Origin of the sequence: Mesorhizobium sp. M0317 (genome assembly GCF_040321555.1) — a bacterium.
Taxonomy (GTDB): domain Bacteria; phylum Pseudomonadota; class Alphaproteobacteria; order Rhizobiales; family Rhizobiaceae; genus Mesorhizobium.
This window is the reverse complement of record NZ_JAMYRV010000060.1, coordinates 16,853-36,522: the sequence shown is the minus strand read 5'-3', so window position 1 is coordinate 36,522 and position 19,670 is coordinate 16,853. Positions and strand designations below refer to the sequence as shown.

Genomic DNA, 19,670 nt, shown 5'->3' with positions numbered 1-19,670 from the left:
CCCGCCCCCACGGTTCGGCGCGGGTGCGGCGGCCGCCGGCGCAGCGGGCGGCGTGCCGGCCGCGGGCGGCGTGGCGGCGGCATCAGCCGGTGCTGCCCCGTTGGCCGGCGGAGCGACGCCATCGGCGGGCGGCGTTGCCGGTGGCGTGGCGGAAGCGTCGGGCGCCGGCGTGGGGGGCGCGCCCGGGGCTGCGGCGGCGCCGGCCGGCGGGGTCGCAGGCGCTGGAGCCGCAGGTGGCGCTGGAGCCGGGGGTGGCGGTGTGGTCAGCGCGGCGACGGACTCGCCCTCGCCGATGCCGCTTTGACCGGCCGCGGGACCGGGATCGGTCTCACCGCCTTCGGGCGACAGGCGCTGGGTGAACTTCGTTCCCTCGCCGGCAGCAGCCGGTGCGGGTGCATCGGCCGCGGGCTTGGCCGGCGCCGGCTTTACCAGCGGTTCGGTCGAGACCGTCTTGGTGTCGCCGCCGAGGCCCAGCATCGAGCCAAAGGCATCCTTGTTCAGCCAGATGCCATAGCCGCCGCCGGCGACCACCAGAAGCGCGACGACAGCCGCGATCAACCCGCCATAGCTGCGCCTGCGCTCGGCGGGGCGCAGGCGCTGGAACGTGTCCGCCGCCGGCTGCTCGTCATTGGCAAAGACATCGGCGCTATCGTCGTCAGCGTCCAGCTCCGCGGCTTGCTTGTCGATAGTTTCTGCACGCCCTGCGGGCGGTGTCGGCGCGGGCCTCTGCCAGCTCGGCTCTGTCCTGGTGGTCGGCGCCGGCTGCACCGGTTTCGCCGGCTGCCAGGCCGGCGCAGGCGTGGCGGAAGGCTTTACATGACTGGACTGGTTCTTGTTGCGGTCGATGGAGGAGAAGATGTGCTCCAGCTCCGCCAGTGGGTCGGATGCCGGCAGTGCCCTGGCATAGTCGCGCTCGACGCTCGATATGGCATCTTCCAGGGATCGCTTCTGCGTGCTTATGGCTTCGGCGGCGAGCGGCGGCGAATACTCCGCAAGCTTCTTCGCCAGCATGGTACGAACGCTTTCATAGATCCGCGTACGCTTTTCGGGCGTTTCGTCGCCGTGCTTGTCGAGCGCCTTTTTCAGAATAGCAACGAAATCTGCCATGCTTCAGTCGACCTGTATTTTGTTTCCGCGCCGGCCCCCGCAAATCGGCCGCGATGCCCGGAAAGGCTTCAGAAAACTAGTCTTGAAACGGATCGGTCACAAGTATCGTGTCGTCCCGTTCCGGGCTGGTGGAAAGGAGCGCGACGGGTGCGCCGATCAGCTCCTCGATGTAACGGACATATTTGACGGCCTGCGCCGGAAGGTCATTCCAGCTGCGCGCGCCGGCGGTGGTGCCTTTCCAGCCTTCGAGCGTCTCGTAGACCGGCTCGACACGCGCCTGCGCGCCCTGGCTGGCCGGCAGATAGTCGATCGTTTCGCCGTCGAGACGGTAGCCGGTGCAGACCTTGATCTCATCCAGCCCGTCGAGCACGTCGAGTTTGGTCAACGCGATGCCCTTGATACCGTTGACGGCGACGGCCTGGCGCACCAGCACGGCGTCGAACCAGCCGCAACGGCGCTTGCGCCCGGTGACGACGCCGAATTCGTGGCCACGCGTACCGAGAAATTCGCCGATCTCGTTCTTCTGCTCGGTCGGGAACGGGCCTTCGCCGACACGCGTCGTATAGGCCTTGGTGATGCCCAGGACATAGCCGATGGCGCCGGGGCCCACCCCCGAGCCGGCGGCTGCCTGGCCGGCAACGGTGTTGGACGAGGTGACGAACGGATAGGTGCCGTGGTCGATGTCGAGCAGCGTGCCTTGCGCGCCCTCGAACAGGATGCGTTCGCCGGCGCGGCGCTTGTCGTCGAGGATTTTCCAGACGCGGTCCATATAGGGCAGGATCTCATCGGCGACCGAGGTTAATTCGGTCATGATCGCCTCATGCGTGACTTCGCCATGGCTAAGCCCGCGACGCAGCGCATTGTGATGCGTCAGCAGCCTGTCGACCTTGAGGGGCAGCGTTTCCAAATCCGCCAGATCCATCACCCGAACCGCGCGCCGGCCCACCTTGTCCTCATAGGCGGGGCCGATGCCACGACGCGTCGTGCCAATTTTCGTCCCGGAATTGGAGGCGGCGTCCTCGCGGAATCCGTCCAGCTCCCGGTGCAGCGACAGGATAAGCGCCGTGTTTTCGGCTATTTTCAGGCGGTCCGGCGTGACCTCGACGCCTTGCGCCTTGAGTTTTGCCACTTCCGCGACGAAGGCGTGCGGGTCGAAGACGACGCCATTGCCGATGATCGACAGCTTGCCTTGCCGCACCACGCCCGACGGCAGCAGCGACAGTTTGTAGACCTTGCCGTCGACGACCAGCGTATGGCCGGCATTGTGGCCGCCCTGGAAGCGCACGACCACGTCGGCGCGCTCCGACAACCAGTCGACGATCTTGCCCTTGCCTTCGTCGCCCCATTGCGAGCCGACGACCACCACATTGGCCATGTTTCTTTTCCCTTGAGATGCCGCCCTGGCGGCCTGGATATGGTTCGAAACGACAGGCCTCTATAGCGTCAAGACCTCGCAAGCGCGACCTTTCTTTGCCGCCGAAAATGCCCTGAGGCACAACAATTTTCGGCTTTGACATCATTTACTTGCGTCGGCGGGGGCAATAGGCCGGCAAACACAACTCCCCAAGCGGCCGGAATCCCGCAATGCATCGACGCGCCTACCTGTTCCTGCTGCTGACCACCTTGTTGTGGGGCGGCAATTCCGTCGCCGGCAAGCTGGCGGTCGATCACGTCTCGCCGATGACGCTGGTCTTGCTGCGCTGGGTGCTGGCCGTCGCGATGCTGCTGCCGATCGGCTGGCGCACGATCAGGGAGGACTGGCCGGTGGTGCGCAAACACTGGGTCGTCCTGGCTGCACTTGGCGCCAGCGGCTTCACTCTGTTCAACGCCATTTTCTACACCGCGCTCAACCACACGACGGCGATCAATGTCTCGATCGAACAAGCGGCGATGCCGGTCTTGATCATCATTGCCAATTTCCTCTTCTTCCGCCTGCGCGTGAGCTGGGCGCAAATTGCGGGCGTGGTGCTGACCATCTGCGGCGTCATCTTGACTGCCTGCCACGGCGATCCGCGCCGGCTGCTCACATTGGAACTCAATTTCGGCGACGCCATCATGCTGGTCGCGGTCGTCCTCTACAGCGGTTATTCGGTCGGGCTGCGGCTGAAGCCGGTGATGCGCTGGCAGAGCCTGATGTTGTCCCTGGCGATCGCTGCCCTCATCACCTCGCTGCCGTTCTTCCTGTGGGAGGTCGCCGCCGGCAAGGTTATCGTCCCCGACATCAGCGGCTGGGTGGTCATCGTCTATACCGCGATCGGCGCTTCGGTCATTTCGCAGATCACTTACATCAGGGGCAACGAACTGATCGGCGCCAACCGTGCCGGGCTGTTCATCAATCTGGTGCCGATCTTCGGCACGCTGCTGTCAGTGCTGATCGTCGGCGAGACATTCCAGCTCTACCAGGCGCTGGCGCTCGTCCTGGTGCTGGGCGGCATTTCGCTCGCCGAATACAGCGGGCGCAAGATGGCGGCACCGAACCGCCGCGGATAACATTTGGCCGCTGCCGCGCTGCGCCGCCGTCGCGATAACTGCTGCCGCGCGCCGACCTGGAACATTTTACCTCTGGCGGAGTTTGCTTGCGTGGGAGGCAACAAGATGAGCCATAACCCTCGCAGCACGGCAAGCATTGCCGGTCACCCCATTCATCCAATGCTGATTCCGTTTCCGATCGCCTTCTTTGTCGGCACGTTCGTTTGCGATCTGATTTTCTGGCAAACAGCCAATCCCGGGTGGGTCACCGGATCGCTTTGGCTTCTCGGCGCCGGCCTGATCATGGGCGCCTTGGCAGCTCTTACTGACGGATGTCCTCGGCGATGTTCGGATCCGCAATCTCACGACGGCATGGCTCCATGCCGGCGGCAACGTGCTCGTTGTGCTGATCGAGCTTTATAACTGGTACTCGTTATGTCGGTGGAGCGGCGGCTGTGATCCCGACCGGCTTTATCTTGTCGCTGATCGTGGTTCTGATCCTGCTGTTTACAGGGTGGAAGGGCTGGGAACTGGTCTATCGGCATCGCGTGGGCGTCTCCGACGGCTCAGACGAATTGACCTGAACCGGCCTCTGCGACGGCCGCCCCAATGATGGGGGGAGGACCGCCGCACCCGCCACGCCGTCAACTACATCGCGTTGACGTCGAACTGCAGCCGCTTGGCCGAGTCGATCGACTTGTGCGCCTTGACCTGTTCCAGCACTTTCTCCGGGAACGGCGCATCGAGATAAAGCAGCGCGATCGCGTCGCCGCCCGGCCGGTTGCGGCCGAGCTGGAAGTTGGCGATGTTGACGCCGTTCTCGCCGCACACCGTGCCGAGTAGGCCGATAATGCCGGGCGCATCGGCATTGGTTGTGTAGAGCATGTGCTGGCCGACCTCGGCGTCGAGATTGATGCCCTTGATCTGGATGAAGCGCGGCTTGCCGTCGGAGAAGCAGGTGCCGGCGATCGAGCGCGTCATGTGCTCGGTCTTCACCGTCAGCTTGATGTAGCCGTCGAACACGCCCGACTTGTCGCGCTTGACCTCGGCGACGATGATGCCGCGCTCCTTCACCATGATCGGCGCCGACACCATATTGACGTCGGCGACCTGCGGCCGGATCAGTCCGGCAAGCGCGGCACTGATCAGGGCACGCGTGTTCATCGTCGCGGTCGAGCCATCGAACAGGATCTCGACCTCGTTGATCGGGTCCTCGGTGACCTGGCCGACAAAGGCGCCGAGCACTTCGGCGAGCTTGACGAACGGCTTTAGCCGCGGTGCTTCCTCGGCCGTGATCGAGGGCATGTTGATGGCATTCGAAACCGCGCCCTTGATCAGATAGTCGGCCATCTGCTCGGCCACCTGGAGCGCGACATTTTCCTGCGCTTCCGCTGTCGAGGCGCCCAGATGCGGCGTTGCCACCACATTCTCCATGCCGAACAGCGCGTTGTTCTCCGCCGGTTCGACCTCGAACACATCGACGCCGGCGCCCGCCACCTTGCCGCTCTTCAGCGCCGCGACCAGGTCGGCTTCGACGATGAGCCCGCCACGCGCGCAATTGATGATGCGCACGCCGTTCTTCATCTTGGCGATCGCCGCCGCGTCGATGATGTTGCGCGTCTTGTCGGTCAGCGGCGTGTGCAGCGTGATGAAATCGGCGCGGGCGAACAGCTCGTCCAGCTCGACCTTGTCGACGCCGAGTTCCTCGGCGCGCTTGTCCGACAGGAACGGGTCGAAGGCAACGACATGCATCTTCAGGCCGACGCCCCGCGTGGCGACGATCGAGCCGATATTGCCGCAGCCGATAACGCCCAGCGTCTTGCCGGTGATCTCGACGCCCATGAAGCGGTTCTTTTCCCATTTGCCGGCATGGGTCGAGGCATTGGCCTCCGGGATCTGCCGTGCGAGTGCAAAGATCATCGCCACCGCATGTTCGGCCGTGGTGATCGAATTGCCGAAAGGCGTGTTCATCACGATGATGCCCTTGCGGCTCGCCGCGGGGATGTCGACATTGTCGACACCGATGCCGGCGCGGCCGACGACCTTGAGTCTTGTCGCGGCGTTGATCAGTTTTTCCGTGACCTTGGTCGCCGAGCGGATGGCAAGGCCATCATACTGGCCGATGACTTCGAGCAGCTTTTCCTTGTCCTTGCCGAGATCAGGCAAATAGTCGACCTCGATACCGCGGTCCTTGAATATCTGGACGGCGGTGGTGGAGAGTTTGTCAGAGACGAGAACGCGGGGCGCCATGGCGGCCTCCTTGAACTGGATTGTCGGGAAAGGGCGGCCCGCAGGCCACCACGAAATCTCAGGCTGCGGCCTTCAGCGAAGCCTTCTGCGTGGCGAAGGCCCAGTCGAGCCAAGGCAGCAGCGCCTCGAGATCGGATGTCTCGACGGTGGCACCGCACCAGATGCGCAGGCCGGAAGGTGCATCGCGATAGGAGCCGATGTCGTACGCGACGCCTTCCTTGTCGAGCACAGAGACGATCGCCTTGGCGAAAGCCGCCTGCCCGTCGGCGTCGAGCGCCGCGACATCGGCGTCGGTGAAGGACAGACATACGGACGTGTTGGACCGTGTCGCCGCATCGACCGCGAGATGGCCGAGCCAGGACGATTTGTCGACAAAGCCATCGAGCACGGCGGCATTGGCATCGGCTCTGGCAATCAACGCATCGAGACCGCCGATCGACTTCGCCCAATGAAGCGCATCGAGATAGTCCTCGACGCACAGCATCGACGGCGTGTTGATGGTCTCGCCCTTGAAGACGCCTTCGATCAGCTTGCCGCCCGAGGTCAGGCGGAAGATTTTCGGCAGCGGCCACGCCGGCTTGTAGGTTTCCAGTCGCTCGACGGCGCGAGGCGACAGGATCAGCATGCCGTGTGCGCCCTCGCCGCCCAGCACTTTCTGCCAGGAGAAGGTGACGACATCGAGCTTTTGGAAATCGAGCCTCTGCGCGAATGCGGCCGAGGTCGCGTCGCAGATGGTCAGGCCTTTGCGGTCGGCTGGAATGAAATCGCCATTCGGCACGCGCACGCCTGAGGTCGTGCCGTTCCAGGTGAAGACCGCATCGCGGTCGAAATCGATCTTGGTGAGATCCGGCAGCTCGCCATAGCCTGTCTCGATCTTTCTGATATCGACTAGCTTCAGCTGCTTGACCACATCGGTCACCCAGCCGGAGCCAAAGCTTTCCCATGCCACCATGTCGACACCGCGTTCACCGAGCAGCGACCACAGCGCCATCTCGACAGCACCCGTGTCCGACGCCGGCACGATGCCGATGCGGTAATCGGCCGGAACCTGGAGAATCTCGCGCGTCAGCTCGATCGCCTGTTCGAGCTTGGTCTTGCCGATCTTGGCGCGGTGGGAACGGCCGAGCGCAGCATTCTTCAGTGCCTCGACCGACCAGCCGGGGCGTTTTGCGCAGGGACCTGAGGAGAAATTGGGGTTTGCCGGACGGAGTCCGGGCTTCGTATGCGTCGTCATCGTGGTCTATCCTTCCAGATAGTGGCCCCTCGTTGGGGAGGGGTGGCCCACGGACGGCGATATGCGTTCAGCCCTCAGGCGTCAAGAGGAAAGTTTTTGTCGCTGGCGGGATACCGGCGATACGGGATCAGCATGTCGTGGGCTAAAACGCAAACAGCGGATCGAAGAGATCCGCCGTTGGGCTTCCGAACAGCAAGCTTCCTACCAGAGGTCGTAGCGCAGGCCGAGCTTGACCTGATGATTGCTGATGCCCTTGCGGATCGGATAGGAGGTCAGGCTCTCGGCCGTGACATATTCGGCATCCGGCGCGGAGAAGTACTGGTAGCCGAGATCTACAGAAACATTCTTGGTCACCTGATAGGCCAGGCCCGCATCCAGCGTGTAGGCGAGGGAATACTGGGTCTTGTTGTCGTTCCGGACGAAATCATCCGTAGGGTCGACATTGTCGGTGAAGTAACTCGCCGACAGCTTGTATTTGCTCCGGACCAGCCCAATGCCGGCGCCGAGGTAGGGCGTGATCCCGACATAAGTGCCGAGATCGACATAGCCATTGACCATGCCCGATAGGGAATAATTCTGCAGCGATGCCGACGCGATGGTCGCACCACCCGGCGGCGGCGTCGCCGAATCGTCAAAGCCGACGCCGATCTTGTTGCCGGGCAGATAGCCAAGATTGACGTCGCCGCGCAGATAGTCGTTGAAGTGGTAGCCGAAGCCGATGCTGGCAAAGGCCGGATCCTGCTTCTCGCTGAAGCTCGCGGGGGCGAAGGTGAAATCCTGATCCTCGTAGCTCTTCTGCGCCAGATAAGAGACGTCGCCGCGCAGATACCAGCCCGAGCCGACCTCGACCGGTTGATAGTCCGGCGCCTGATCGACATAGATCGGCGGATCGTAGTCCGCGGCCTGCGCCGGCGTCAGCGGCACAAGGACGAGTGCGGCGAGCGCCGGCGCTGTCAGCGATTTGAAATTCATGGGTCCCCGGCTCCTGAAATTGGCGCCCGTCATTTTGATCGCAAGCGCCGTTTCACCAAGCATTGTTAACCATAGTGGTTAAGTCAGGGTTAAGGATAACGCGGCGTACCGAATTGATTTCAATTGGGTTTCTTCGGCACACGCGGCCGGTTGAAAACGCGCAAGCATCGGCAAACGAAAACCGCCCGGCAAGACCGGGCGGTTCGCGAATTCCTGGATTTCGAAGCGACTACTTGGTGTAGATCGGCTCCGGCTCTGGAACGTAGGGCTCCGGCGATGTGCAACCATTATTGCCGCCGAACTGATAGCGCAGACCGCCTCGTACCTCATGTGTGTTGATGCCATGGTCGAAGCCGGGCCCGGAACTGCTCACGTCGAAGTCGAACATGCGGCCCCCCTCAATGTGAGAGTAGCGATAGCCGGCATCCAGGATCACCCTGTCGGTAAGGCAATAGGACGCGCCGGCCATGAGCGCGTAGGCAAAGCGCCAATTCTTCGACCCGGGGTTGGTCTCGGTTGTGTTCGGGTCGTGGACGGTATCCCATTTGACGTGCGCGCCGCCGATGCCAGCGCCAACATAAGGCGTGATGCCGTGCCAGGTGCCGATATCGTAATAGGCGTTGGCCAAGAGCAGCAATGCGCTCATTTTCGACACTTCGACCGAGGTCGTAACGCCATCGTTGGTTGATCCGTTGAAGTCCGAAGCGAACCAATAGTCGGCTGTCAGGTCGGTACGGAAATGATCGTTGATCTTGTAGCCAATGCCGGCGCCGAGTGAGAAGCCGCCCTTAAGCTCGCCGGAATCGAAAACATTGCTGCCGGGAGGCGGCCCGTAGGTGATATAGTCGATGCCGCGCAAATCCGATTTATGATAGTCGATGTCGCCGCGGATGTACCAGCCGCCGAAATCGGCCGGCTGCTCGTAGGCGATCGGCGCCGGCGCCTCTTCGACCACCGGCGGCTCCGCCAGATCGGCGGCGAATACTGGCCCGGCCACACCTGCGAACAGCGCGGCAAGGAGGGCCTTTTTTGCTGTATTGAACATGTTTGTCACCCCTGAGAACCGTCGGGAAAGTCCAACTTGCCCGAATGTGATTGACCTCAGTTGTGGATAATGAATTGGAAAAGTTAAAAGGCGTTTAACCCTGTCGATTAACCACGAATTCTCGACATTTTAGCAAACAGTCTCCGCCGGCATAACGCTGGGACCAACCCTGGCCGAAACAAAAAGCCCGCCTGCAGGCGGGCTTGAAGTCTTGAGCCGGCAGTTCGCCCCTGCCGTTGGACGCAGCGCAATCAGGCGGCGCTGCGCGTTTCCGAAATAATGTCGACGATGTCGTTGACCACGGCCTCGACCAGCTGTGGGTCGTCGCCCTCGGCCATGACGCGGATCAGCGGCTCGGTGCCGGAGGGCCGTATGACCAGGCGGCCGGCCTTGCCGAGACGGTTGCGCGCGTCTTCGATCACCGCCTTGACCGTGGCTTCCTCAAGCGGCTTGCCGCCGGCGATGCGGACATTCTTCAACAGCTGCGGCACCGGCTCGAATTTCTTCGACAATTCGCTGACCGGCCGGTTCTGCCGCTTGATGCAGGCCAGCACCTGCAGAGCCGAGACCAGCCCGTCGCCAGTGGTCGAGAAATCGGACAGCACAATGTGGCCCGACTGCTCGCCGCCGACATTCAACCCGTGCGCGCGCATATGTTCCACGACATAGCGGTCGCCGACCTTGGTGCGATGCAGCTGCAGCTTCATGTCGCCAAGGAAGCGTTCGAGGCCGAGATTGGACATCACCGTCGAGACGACGCCGCCGCCGGCCAGTCGCCCGCTCTGGTGCCAGGACTCGGCGATCAGCGCCATGATCTGGTCACCGTCGACGATGGTGCCGTTCTCGTCGACGATGACGACACGGTCGGCATCGCCGTCGAGTGCGATGCCGATATCGGCGCGCACTTCATGCACCTTCTTCTGCAGGCCGGCCGGATGGGTCGAGCCGCATTCCTTGTTGATGTTAAAACCGTTCGGATCGACATTGATGGCAATGACCTCGGCGCCCAGTTCCCAAAGTGCTGCTGGCGCCACCTTGTAGGCCGCGCCGTTGGCGCAATCGACGACGATCCTGAGACCCGACAGCGACATTGAGCGCGGCAGCGTGCGCTTGGCGAATTCGATGTAGCGGTCATGCACGCCGTCGACGCGCTTGGCGCGGCCAAGTCCGTCGGAATCGGCGAGCGCCAGTTCGATATCCTTGTCGAGCATGCTCTCGATGCGCTCCTCGATCTCGTCGGAGAGCTTGTACCCGTCGGGACCGAACAGCTTGATGCCGTTGTCGTAATAGGGATTGTGCGAGGCCGAGATCATGACGCCGATATCGGCACGCAGCGAGCGTACCAGCATGGCGACCGCCGGTGTCGGGATCGGGCCGAGCAGGAACACATCCATGCCGGCCGCGCACAGGCCGGACACCATGGCGTTTTCGATCATGTAGCCGGACAGCCTGGTATCCTTGCCGAGCACGACGCGGTGGCGATGGCTGCCGCGCTGGAACGAGAGGCCGGCGGCCATGCCGACCCGCATCGCGATCTCAGCCGTCATCGGAAACTTGTTGGCGCGCCCGCGAATGCCGTCGGTGCCAAAATAACGTACTGCCATGCTTGCCAGAATCCCCGTCGGTTTTTCAGCCGGCTCGTAATGCCACAATTGGTCCGAGCCCGACTATCACATTGTGTGATTGTATATTACCAATTCTTAGAAAATCATTGTAGCAGGCTGTTCGGAGCCGTTGGGCAACGTACCATGACACGGTGTTGCCGCAATATAGCATTCACACTGGGCCACACCGCGCAGATTGGGCCGGTAAGCCGGACTGTTGGAGGGGGCAGATCGCAATGGATCCATCACCTTATCGGGAGAACGCCGTTTAGCATCTGGCGCAGCCTAGCGTTGAGAGCTATTGATTTACACAGGTACAACCTATGGGCGCATCAACGGGAGAAACGCATGCTCATCCACCGACTTGCAACTTTGACGGGTCTTGCCGTCGCAACCTTGTTCATGGCGGCGCCCGCCAGCGCGCTGACCATGGCCCAGTGTAGTACCAAGTATAATGCCGCCAAGGACGCCGGCACGCTGAACGGGCAGACCTGGAATCAGTATCGGAAGGCCGAGTGCGGCACCGACGCGGCGGCCACCACCGAGACCGCAAAGCCGGCGGCCAAGAAGGCCGCTGCGGCCAAGACGGACACGACCAAGGCCGCCGCCGCTGCTGATGACGGCGCCAAGAGTCTGACGGCCAAGGAATGCAGCGCTAAATACCAGGCTGCCAAGGCCGCCGGTACGCTCAATGGGGCAAAGTGGAACGACTTCCGCAAGACCGAATGCGCCGCCGGCGCATCCGCCGCGGCAGAACCCGCCAAGGCCACGACCAAGGCCGCAGCCACAACCGACGATGGCGCCAAGGGCCTGACAGCCAAGGAATGCAGCACCAAGTACCAGGCGGCAAAGGCCGCCGGCACACTGAACGGCGTGAAGTGGAACGACTTCCGCAAGACCGAATGCGCCGCCGGGGCCTCGGCCGCGGCAGCACCCGCCAAGGCAACCACCAAGGCAACTGCCGACAGCAGCGGCAAGGGCCTGAGCATGGCCGATTGCAGCGCCAAGTACCAGGCTGCCAAGTCTGCCAATACGCTGGGCGGCAAGAAGTGGAACGACTTCCGCAAGGCCGAATGCGGCGCAGGCGCAGATGACGACGACACCGTGCCCGCTCCTAGCGAGGCGACCTATACCAGCGAGCCCGAGAAGCCCTCGGTCAGCGCTCCCAAAGGTGTCAAGTTCCCGGCCGCGATCTCAAAGAAATACGCCGGCGAGACGCCGGCCAAGGGCCGCATGCATACCTGCCTCGAGGTGTATTATGCCAACAAGGACGCCAACACGCTCAATGGCCTGCGCTGGATCCAGAAGGGCGGCGGCTTCTACAGTCTCTGCAACGCCAAGCTGAAGAGCTGATCGCGTAGCCATATTCTCCAGACAAAGGCCCGCGCATCGCAGCATGCGCGGGCTTTTTTTGTTGCGCTCGAAGACACCTGGCGTTGCTCGCGTTTACATATCGCGGAAGCTGTCGGCATCATCTATTCGCCCACACTGCCCACCGCAGACTTATGGTTGGTTCGCAAAGATTCCAATTGAACATATGCAGAACAAATGGTATACAAAAGGACATCGAACTTTTGTCAACCAGGAGGGTCTTATGTCCAGATTGAAATTGGCGGCATTGGCTGTGACGGCATGGATTGCTTGGAGCGTCGCCCCTGCAAGCGCACTGACGATGAAGGAATGCGGCGAGGCCTATCGCACAGCCAAGGAAGGCGGCACTCTGAACGGCATGGATTGGACCGCTTTCCGCACAGAGAAGTGTGCGACGTCAGCTGCGGAGAGTGCCAATGCGGATGCGGTCAAAACCGAGCCGCAGCCGCAGAAGGAAACCAGCGCGGCGGTCGCCCCCGCTGTAGCGCCGACGGGCGTGACATTCCCGACCAGCCTCGCCGCCGAATTCAAGACCGAGAAGCCCTCGAAGGCGCGGATGAAGACCTGCCTGCAGGGCTACCACGGCAACAAGGACGCGGGTACGTTGAACGGCCTTCGCTGGATCCAGAAGGGCGGCGGCTATTACAGCCTCTGCAACGCCAAGCTGAAGAGCTGATCGACCAGCAGCGTTTGAAGATCGAAGGCCCCCCAACCGCAAGGTTGGCGGGCCTTCTCTTGGGTCTTGCCCCGTCAAGCGCCTTGTTTCGAGAGCAGTGCGACCAGGCTTGTAAGATCGGCATTGGCCTGGCCGGCAGCCACCCCGCGCTTCATGAGGCTTTGCATCGGCAGGACGAGTTCGGTGCTGACATCAGCCGACCTGCTGGCATCGATGAGATTGACGTAGGCATCAGCCTGCATGCCCAGGTTGGAAACGACATTGCTGGTGATCGATCTGTTCCGCCCACTTCGGCAGCAGGCCTTGCATCGACTGAAGCCAGGAGGCCAGCAGCGGCATGAACTCGCCGGCCGGGATTCCTGCTGCGCCGGTCAATGCCAACGCCTGCAGAACGCCCGCGAACATGCCGTACATGCCGGTCAGAAGCGAGATATCATAGAGCGGCACGAGGCCAGCATCCTCACCGAGGAATTTGCTGGTGCCGAGCGCTCCGAGCTGCCCCGAACAGGCATCGAACGCCTGGCGCGAACCGCTGTAGAGAATCAAGGCGTGCGGCCCGCCGATCATCGGCGGCACCGCCATGATGCCGCCGTCGATATAGCTCGCGCCCTGGCTCACCGCCCAGCCCGACATCGCCCGCGCCTGCTCGGGCGTGCCGTTGGTGAGATTGACCAATGTGCGGCCCGACAGCGCGTCTCGGCTTGGGCCGAGCACCTCACGAGCGGTGTCATAGACAAGCAGGCACGCCACGATCAGTGGACTCGATCTGACGGCTTCCTCGACACTCTTGGCCACAATGGCGCCCTTGCCTGCCAAAGCCTCAGCCGTTGCCGGAGAACGGTTCCACACCGTCACCGCATGTCCCTGGTTCAGAAAGGCTTCGGCAAGCGCCGTGCCCATGGCGCCGAGACCGATCACTATTATGTCGCTCATGCTGCTTCTCCTTGGTTTGGTTGCGCGGTTACGCCGGTGTCGGGCTCAGGTCCTGGCCAAGGCCACCGTCCACGGTCAGCCGCGCGCCCGTGGTGAAGGTCGCGTCGAACGCCAGGAACAGCACTGCGCGCGCCACCTCCTCCATCGTGCCGTGGCGCTTCATCGGCGTGACCGCGTCGCCGATCGCCATGAAGGCGGCCCGCTCCTCGGCCGACGCGTCGGCCACACCCATCGTCGGCGTATCGATGAAACCAGGGCTGACCACATTCACGCGGATGCGGCGCGGCAGAAGCTCGGCGGCCAGGACCTTGGCGAAGGCGCGCAGTGCCGCCTTCGATCCGGAATAGACGCTCATGCCGCCGGTGCCGGATTCGTCGGCGATCGACGAGGTGAAGACTATGGCGCCACCATCCCTGATGAGGGGCAGCAGGCGCTGCGCGGTGAAGAAAGCGCCTTTGGTGTTGATGTCGAAGGTGCGATCGTAACTGTCCTCGGTGACCCGCTCCACGGGTTCGAGATTGGCCACCCCGGCATTGACGTGAAGAAAGTCGATCTGGCCAAGCTTCTGCCCCACTTCGGCACCGAGCGTGACGATATCGGCCATGTCTGAGATATCGGACCGCACGACATGAGCTCGCGAAAACAGCTTGGCTCGCGCGGCCTCGATGTTGCGCTGGTCGCGGCCGGTGACCAGGACCTCGGCGCCGCTTTCGATCAGGGCTTCGGCAACGGCGAGCCCCATGCCGTGCGTCCCGCCGATGACAACGGCCTTCTTGTTTGCGTATCGTGTCATGATCCATCCCTTTTGACAAAATCAGGCCGCCGACGGCCTTTGCAGGTCGAAGCGAGGTACCGATATGATGTTGTGGTGTTCGCCGATGCCGGCGAGCTGGTTTGAAGCTATGGACCGGCTTGGTCTTTCTCAAGTACCGACAAAAATGTAAGCTACCCACCGATTGCTCAGAATTGGATGAAACATGGGAAAGAAACAGCCAGATAGTTGCGGATGGGGCCGGCGCTGGAGGTCATCAGCGGTAAATGGAAGGCGTTACTGCTCTGGCAGATTCACAAAGCGCCGGCACGATTCGGTGAGCTGAAGCGGCTGGTGCCTGACATCAGCGAAAAGATGCTGATCCAACAGCTGCGCGAAATGGAGGCCGACGGAATCGTCCATCGCGAAGTCTTTCCCGAGGTGCCGCCGAGGGTCGAATACTCGATTACCGAATTCGGCATCGAGCTGGACAATGCCCTGATCCCGCTGGCCAGATGGGGCAAGCAACATGCTGGCCGGACTGACGGTGTGCGCCCCGGCAAAGCAAATGCATCCGCCCCGCATGCTCTTTGAGAGACCCTGAATAGCAAAACGCCGCGGATTGAGCCGCGGCGTTTTCTTGCATCAAGTGATGTCAGCTCAGCTCGACGGCTGAGGCTCCATGCCGCCTTCGGGCTCGGGACCCTTCTTGCGGCGGCCGGACTTCGGCACAGCCGAGCCGCGGCTTGTGGGGGTGTCATCCCCCAAATCTCGCGCGGGCTTCTGCCCGGCGATCAGCTGCTTGATCTCTTCGCCCGAAAGCGTCTCGTACTCGAGCAGGCCCTGCGCCAGGGCGATCCATTCCTTCTTCTTCTTGGTCAGGATGGACTTGGCCGTGACATAGGCCTCGTCGATCAGCCGGCGCACTTCGGCGTCGATGATCTGCGCGGTCTCTTCCGAGACGTTCTGCGTGCGCGCCACCGAATGGCCGAGGAAAACCTCTTCCTGGTTGTCGCCATAGGCGACATGGCCGAGCTTGTCGGAGAAGCCCCAGCGCGTGACCATGGCGCGCGCCAGCTTGGTCGCCTGCTCGATGTCCGAGGAGGCGCCCGAGGTGATGTTCTCCTTGCCGAACTTGAACTCCTCGGCGACGCGGCCACCCATCATGATGGCGAGCCGTGAGATCATGTATTTGTAGCTCATCGAATAGCGGTCGCCTTCCGGCAGTTGCATGACCATGCCGAGCGCGCGGCCGCGCGGGATGATGGTCGCCTTGTGCAGCGGATCGGCCGACGGCACGTTGAGCGCCAGGATGGCATGGCCGGCCTCGTGATAGGCCGTGAGCTCCTTTTCGGCCTGGGTCATGGCCGACGAGCGGCGCTCGGCGCCCATCATGATCTTGTCCTTGGCGTCCTCGAACTCGGCCATGGTGACAAGGCGCTTGTTGCGGCGCGCCGCCATCAGAGCGGATTCATTGACCAGGTTCATCAGGTCGGCGCCCGAGAAGCCCGGCGTGCCGCGTGCGATCACCTTGAGGTCGACATTCGGCGCCAGCGGCACGTTGCGCACATGCACCTTGAGGATCTTCTCACGACCGACGATGTCGGGGTTCGGCACCACCACCTGGCGGTCGAAACGGCCCGGACGCAGCAGCGCCGGGTCGAGCACGTCGGGCCGGTTGGTGGCGGCGATCAGGATGATGCTCTCGTTGGACTCGAAGCCGTCCATCTCGACCAGCAGCTGGTTCAGCGTCTGTTCGCGCTCGTCATTGCCACCGCCGAGGCCGGCGCCGCGATGGCGGCCGACAGCGTCGATTTCGTCGATGAAGATGATGCAGGGAGCATTCTTCTTGGCCTGGTCGAACATGTCGCGGACACGGCTTGCGCCGACGCCGACGAACATCTCGACGAAGTCGGAACCCGAAATGGTGAAGAACGGCACATTCGCTTCGCCGGCGACGGAGCGGGCGAGCAGCGTCTTGCCGGTGCCGGGAGGTCCGACCAGAAGCACGCCGCGCGGGATCTTGCCGCCGAGGCGCTGGAACTTCTGCGGATCGCGCAGGAACTCGACGATCTCCTCCAGATCTTCCTTGGCCTCGTCGACGCCGGCGACATCCTGGAAGGTGACGCGGCCATGCGCCTCAGTGAGAAGCTTGGCCTTCGACTTGCCGAAACCCATGGCGCGGCCAGAGCCGGACTGCATCTGGCGCATGAAGAATATCCATACGCCAAGGATCAGGATCATCGGCAGCCACGAGAGGAGCATGCTGATCAACCCGCCCGAGCCGTCGTTCTCAGCGCGCGCATTGATGGTGACGTTCTTGTCCTGCAGCCGCGAGACCAGCTGCGGATCGCCAGGCGAATACGTCTGGAAGCCGTTGGCGTTGTCGCTATAGGTGCCCGTGATGCGGGGTCCAGTGATGACCACCGTCTTGACCCGGCCCGCCGCGACCTCCTGCAGGAACTGCGAGTAGGGAACGTCGGTGGAGGCCCCACGCGTCTGTGGCGTCTGGAACAGATTGAAGAGAGCAATGAGCAGGACCGCTATGATCGCCCAGAGCGCGAGATTGCGATAATTCGGATTCATCAATTGTCCCGTTGGTGCCCGCTGGGACACGCGTCATGAGAGGAAACTTGCGCCTAACATAGGGAGAGCGCCCCCCCTTGCCAAGCATAACAGCACGTCTGGGTTAAGCTTTCGCGCCATGATCAACCGGCACTGTGGCGGCCAAAGGGCAAGCCGGGACAGGCGGTGCGCCGATCAACTCGGCGACGGCCTGCGCCAACACCAGATCGAAGCACGGCAGGAAACGGGCAAAGGGGGCAACGGCGGGGCTGACGGCGGCTGCCGGCGCCCACGCTACATCCTCTGCAAAACCACGGCATTCGCCGCCGCGCCACAGCGCCGGTTCCGCAGCCAGGGCGGCGCGCACAAGGCTTGGCGGCGCGCCATCCCCGGCAATCGGCGTTTTGGCGGCGGCAGCGGCGCCAAGCGGCGCGATCAACCATGCACCCGGACTGTCGCCCAATGTGATCGCCCCGGCTTCGATGTCTGGCGTGATCCGCCGGCGACCGTCCCAGAGCAGAGTGCCAGCTGCCGGCGCGGAACGCGGCAGGTCGCGCGATTCACGGCGCAGGAAGATGCCGTTTCGCCTGATATCGACCACCGTCCGCGACAATGTGGCGCAAAGCGGTCCGGCCCGCATTTGCTCGAACAGCGCTTCGCCGCGCGCCTGGTCCGGCAACAAGGCGGTGCCGCCCGTCGCCGCCAGCAGGACACGCAGCGCATAGACCGCGGCTCGCGTGTCGTCAGCTTTGGCAAGACCGGGATCGAGACGGATGAGACCCCTCGCCGGCCGGCTGGCAAATTCACCGATCAGGGCGGCGGCGCGGCGACCGAGTTGTTCGCGCTCGCCGGCGGCCCGCCTGGCCAGGCCGATCGCTTCGGCAAAACGCTGCCCGCTCCGGTCTTCGCCGAGCACGGCGCGGATGCGCGCGCGTTCGAAATTCGTGTCGATGTTGGTCGGATCCTCGACCCAGCCGACATGTTCGCGCTGCAGGAAGGCGCGCAACGCCGCGCGCCGAGCGCCGAGCAGCGGCCGCGCGATCCAGGTCCGCCAGTCATAGAGAGTGGCAGGCGCCATGCCGGCCAGACCTCGGCCAGCAAGCTCTCGCCCATCATTCCGCGCGGCTCGCATCAGGACGGTCTCGGCCTGGTCGTCGGCGGTGTGGCCGGTCACGATCACACCAATGCCTTGCGCCTGCGCTGCCTCGGCCAGCAACCGGTAGCGCGCCTCGCGCGCCGCCGCGGGCAGGCCGGCCGGCGGCTTGGTGCCGGACCAGTTGAGCGTCCGGTGCGCGATGCCGCGCTCGGCACAAAGCTTTGCCACGCTGCGCGCTTCGGCTGCTGCTTCCGGACGCAGGCCGTGGTCGATCGTCACCGCCAGCAGCCGGGCTGTCGGGGCGCTGCGGCCGAGGTGAGCCTTGAGGAGAAGAAGGAGGGCGGTCGAGTCGCTGCCGCCGGACACGGCCGCAAGCGCGCCGTTGGTAAAGTCGATCTGCGAAAAATTCGAAAGGTCAGGCTCGGTATCGAGCATCAATGCATGTCGCGCAAAAGTGGTCCCGGTTCTGGGACAACACGGCAAAGACTAGCACGCCGCCAGCGCCCTCTCCTGCTTGACGCGTTCCTTGAGCGCGGCCGAAATATCGGGATAGCGCTTGCCTATCTCGCCGAAGGTGGCGCAGGCGACATCCTTCTGCTTGAGGCCGACCAGCGACACGCCAAGCTTCAGGAGCATGTCAGGCGCCTTCTTGGCCTTCGGATAGTCCTTGCTGGCGGAGAGGAAAACCTCGGCAGCGTCATGATACTTCTGCTGACCAAGCAGCGATTCGCCAAGCCAGTAATGCGCGTCCGCCGCCTTGGCGTCCTTCGGGAACCGGGCGATGTGGTCGCGAAAACCCTGCTCGGCGGTGCTGTAGTCGCCCGACAGGATGAACTGGTAGGAGTTGCGGTAGATCTCTTCCGGGTTGTTGGTGGCAGGCAGCGCCGCCACCACCGTGCCGTCGGACTTGCCGGTCTTAGCCCCGGTAGCCGGCGCCTCGGCGGCGGGAGCCGCACCTTCCGCCGGCGCCGCTGCCTGCGTGTTACCGCCGGCGTCGATTACATTGCCGTTCTTGTCGACGGTAATGGTGCCGAAGGTCTTGGGCGGCGTGCCGTTGATCACCTTGCCGGGATCGCCCGTCTGCGATTCGACGATGACCTCGCCGACGCTCTGGCCGCCATCCGGCTGCGCGCCGGCATCGGCCGGCGCCTGGTCTGCCGGGGCCTCGGCGACGCCGGTGCCCGCGCCACCGTCCTGCGGCGCGGCCTCCGATTTCTTCTGGGCCGGCGGCTGCCCGCTGGAGCCGCCTTCCAACTGCTGGAAGCGGAACTCGTTGTCTTCCTGCTGCTTGCGCATCTGCTCCTGCATCTGCAGGATCTGGAAGTTGAGTTCCTCGAGCTTGCCGTTCATCTGCCGGAGCTGATCTTCCAGCCCCGCGGCGGCGGTGCCGTCCTGCTGCTGCGCGATCTGTTGCTGCTCCGGCTTCTCCTTCTTGCCGAAAATGCCGAGCGTCGGCAGATGGAAGGAAAAGCCGCTATCCGCGGGTTGTCCGGTGCCGCTCGCAGAAGCCGCGAAGCCTGATACGAGCAGCAGCGCAAGCGTGCCGCTCAAGACCGATCTGAAATGCATGTGCCTCTCGCCGTGAAAATCGTGAGCC

The 19,670-nt window shown here is 63.3% G+C and carries 16 protein-coding genes and 2 pseudogenes; 5 read left to right on the top strand and 13 right to left on the bottom strand.

Translation table 11 applies throughout. From position 1 onward, the window contains the following. Together NKI88_RS29215 and NKI88_RS29210 are read right to left on the bottom strand one after the other, a co-directional pair. Nucleotides 1–1,107: pseudogene (locus NKI88_RS29215) on the bottom strand (hypothetical protein); the annotation flags it as partial. A gap of 76 nt (nt 1,108–1,183) precedes the next feature. After that, nucleotides 1,184–2,482, bottom strand: coding sequence for an adenylosuccinate synthase (locus NKI88_RS29210; RefSeq protein ID WP_352658874.1), 1,299 nt, complete (start codon nt 2,480–2,482; stop codon nt 1,184–1,186). A 209-nt stretch (nt 2,483–2,691) separates the two neighbouring features. On the opposite strand from NKI88_RS29210, the gene NKI88_RS29205 reads away from it, so the two are divergent. Both NKI88_RS29205 and NKI88_RS29200 read left to right on the top strand, forming a co-directional pair. Then, nucleotides 2,692–3,597: a DMT family transporter gene (locus NKI88_RS29205; protein WP_352658872.1), complete on the top strand. Its 906-nt coding sequence runs from the start codon at nt 2,692–2,694 to the stop codon at nt 3,595–3,597. Nucleotides 3,598–3,702: 105 nt separating this feature from the next. Then, nucleotides 3,703–4,160 (top strand): annotated as a pseudogene (locus NKI88_RS29200) (DUF2231 domain-containing protein). Between the two features lie 64 nt (nt 4,161–4,224). Here the strand turns inward: NKI88_RS29200 and serA are convergent. The 5 genes from serA to glmM all read right to left on the bottom strand — a co-directional run bounded on the left by serA (nt 4,225) and on the right by glmM (nt 10,681). Next, entirely contained in the window at nt 4,225–5,826 is a 1,602-nt protein-coding gene (gene serA, locus NKI88_RS29195; RefSeq protein WP_023699182.1) for a phosphoglycerate dehydrogenase, read from the bottom strand. A 58-nt stretch (nt 5,827–5,884) separates the two neighbouring features. After that, the gene (locus NKI88_RS29190) at nt 5,885–7,060 is read right to left on the bottom strand and encodes a phosphoserine transaminase (RefSeq protein ID WP_023742248.1); all 1,176 of its coding nucleotides are present in this window, start codon (nt 7,058–7,060) and stop codon (nt 5,885–5,887) included. 201 nt (nt 7,061–7,261) lie between these two features. After that, entirely contained in the window at nt 7,262–8,032 is a 771-nt protein-coding gene (locus tag NKI88_RS29185) for an outer membrane protein (RefSeq protein ID WP_023684192.1), read from the bottom strand. A 229-nt stretch (nt 8,033–8,261) separates the two neighbouring features. Then, entirely contained in the window at nt 8,262–9,077 is an 816-nt protein-coding gene (locus NKI88_RS29180) for an outer membrane protein (RefSeq protein WP_023684191.1), read from the bottom strand. Between the two features lie 251 nt (nt 9,078–9,328). Next, nucleotides 9,329–10,681 carry a phosphoglucosamine mutase gene (gene glmM, locus NKI88_RS29175; RefSeq protein WP_352658870.1) on the bottom strand — a complete coding sequence of 451 codons (1,353 nt, stop codon included), beginning with the start codon at nt 10,679–10,681 and terminating at the stop codon, nt 9,329–9,331. Between the two features lie 633 nt (nt 10,682–11,314). Between glmM and NKI88_RS29170 the strand changes: the two genes are divergently transcribed. After that, complete coding sequence (locus NKI88_RS29170; protein ID WP_502909505.1) at nt 11,315–12,034, top strand: hypothetical protein; 720 nt, start codon at nt 11,315–11,317, stop codon at nt 12,032–12,034. Nucleotides 12,035–12,275: 241 nt separating this feature from the next. Beyond that, a complete protein-coding gene (locus tag NKI88_RS29165) occupies nt 12,276–12,728 on the top strand; it encodes a hypothetical protein (RefSeq protein ID WP_023747281.1) in 453 nt (150 codons plus the stop codon). 74 nt (nt 12,729–12,802) lie between these two features. Here the strand turns inward: NKI88_RS29165 and NKI88_RS29160 are convergent, their stop codons facing one another. The 3 genes from NKI88_RS29160 to NKI88_RS29150 are packed head-to-tail and all read right to left on the bottom strand — an operon-like array spanning nt 12,803 to nt 14,454. After that, on the bottom strand, nt 12,803–12,970 hold the full coding sequence (locus tag NKI88_RS29160) for a hypothetical protein (protein ID WP_352658866.1): 168 nt from the start codon (nt 12,968–12,970) through the stop codon (nt 12,803–12,805). Continuing rightward, nucleotides 12,960–13,661 carry an NAD(P)-dependent oxidoreductase gene (locus NKI88_RS29155; protein ID WP_352658864.1) on the bottom strand — a complete coding sequence of 234 codons (702 nt, stop codon included), beginning with the start codon at nt 13,659–13,661 and terminating at the stop codon, nt 12,960–12,962. The genes NKI88_RS29160 and NKI88_RS29155 overlap by 11 nt, the downstream gene beginning before the upstream one ends. Nucleotides 13,662–13,689: 28 nt before the next feature. Then, nucleotides 13,690–14,454 carry an SDR family oxidoreductase gene (locus NKI88_RS29150; RefSeq protein WP_352658862.1) on the bottom strand — a complete coding sequence of 255 codons (765 nt, stop codon included), beginning with the start codon at nt 14,452–14,454 and terminating at the stop codon, nt 13,690–13,692. A gap of 213 nt (nt 14,455–14,667) precedes the next feature. Between NKI88_RS29150 and NKI88_RS29145 the strand changes: the two genes are divergently transcribed. Continuing rightward, on the top strand, nt 14,668–15,006 hold the full coding sequence (locus NKI88_RS29145) for a winged helix-turn-helix transcriptional regulator (RefSeq protein WP_023716079.1): 339 nt from the start codon (nt 14,668–14,670) through the stop codon (nt 15,004–15,006). Between the two features lie 66 nt (nt 15,007–15,072). On the opposite strand, the gene ftsH is transcribed toward NKI88_RS29145, so the two are convergent. From ftsH to ybgF, 3 genes are all read right to left on the bottom strand, one after another. After that, nucleotides 15,073–16,998: an ATP-dependent zinc metalloprotease FtsH gene (ftsH, locus tag NKI88_RS29140; RefSeq protein WP_023684183.1), complete on the bottom strand. Its 1,926-nt coding sequence runs from the start codon at nt 16,996–16,998 to the stop codon at nt 15,073–15,075. 103 nt (nt 16,999–17,101) lie between these two features. After that, nucleotides 17,102–18,508, bottom strand: a complete 1,407-nt coding sequence (gene tilS / locus NKI88_RS29135) for a tRNA lysidine(34) synthetase TilS (protein WP_352658860.1) — start codon at nt 18,506–18,508, stop codon at nt 17,102–17,104. A 51-nt stretch (nt 18,509–18,559) separates the two neighbouring features. Further along, nucleotides 18,560–19,642 (bottom strand): tol-pal system protein YbgF, encoded by a 1,083-nt coding sequence (ybgF, locus tag NKI88_RS29130; RefSeq protein ID WP_023737859.1) that lies wholly within the window; start codon nt 19,640–19,642, stop codon nt 18,560–18,562. Between the last annotated feature and the right edge of the window lie 28 nt (nt 19,643–19,670).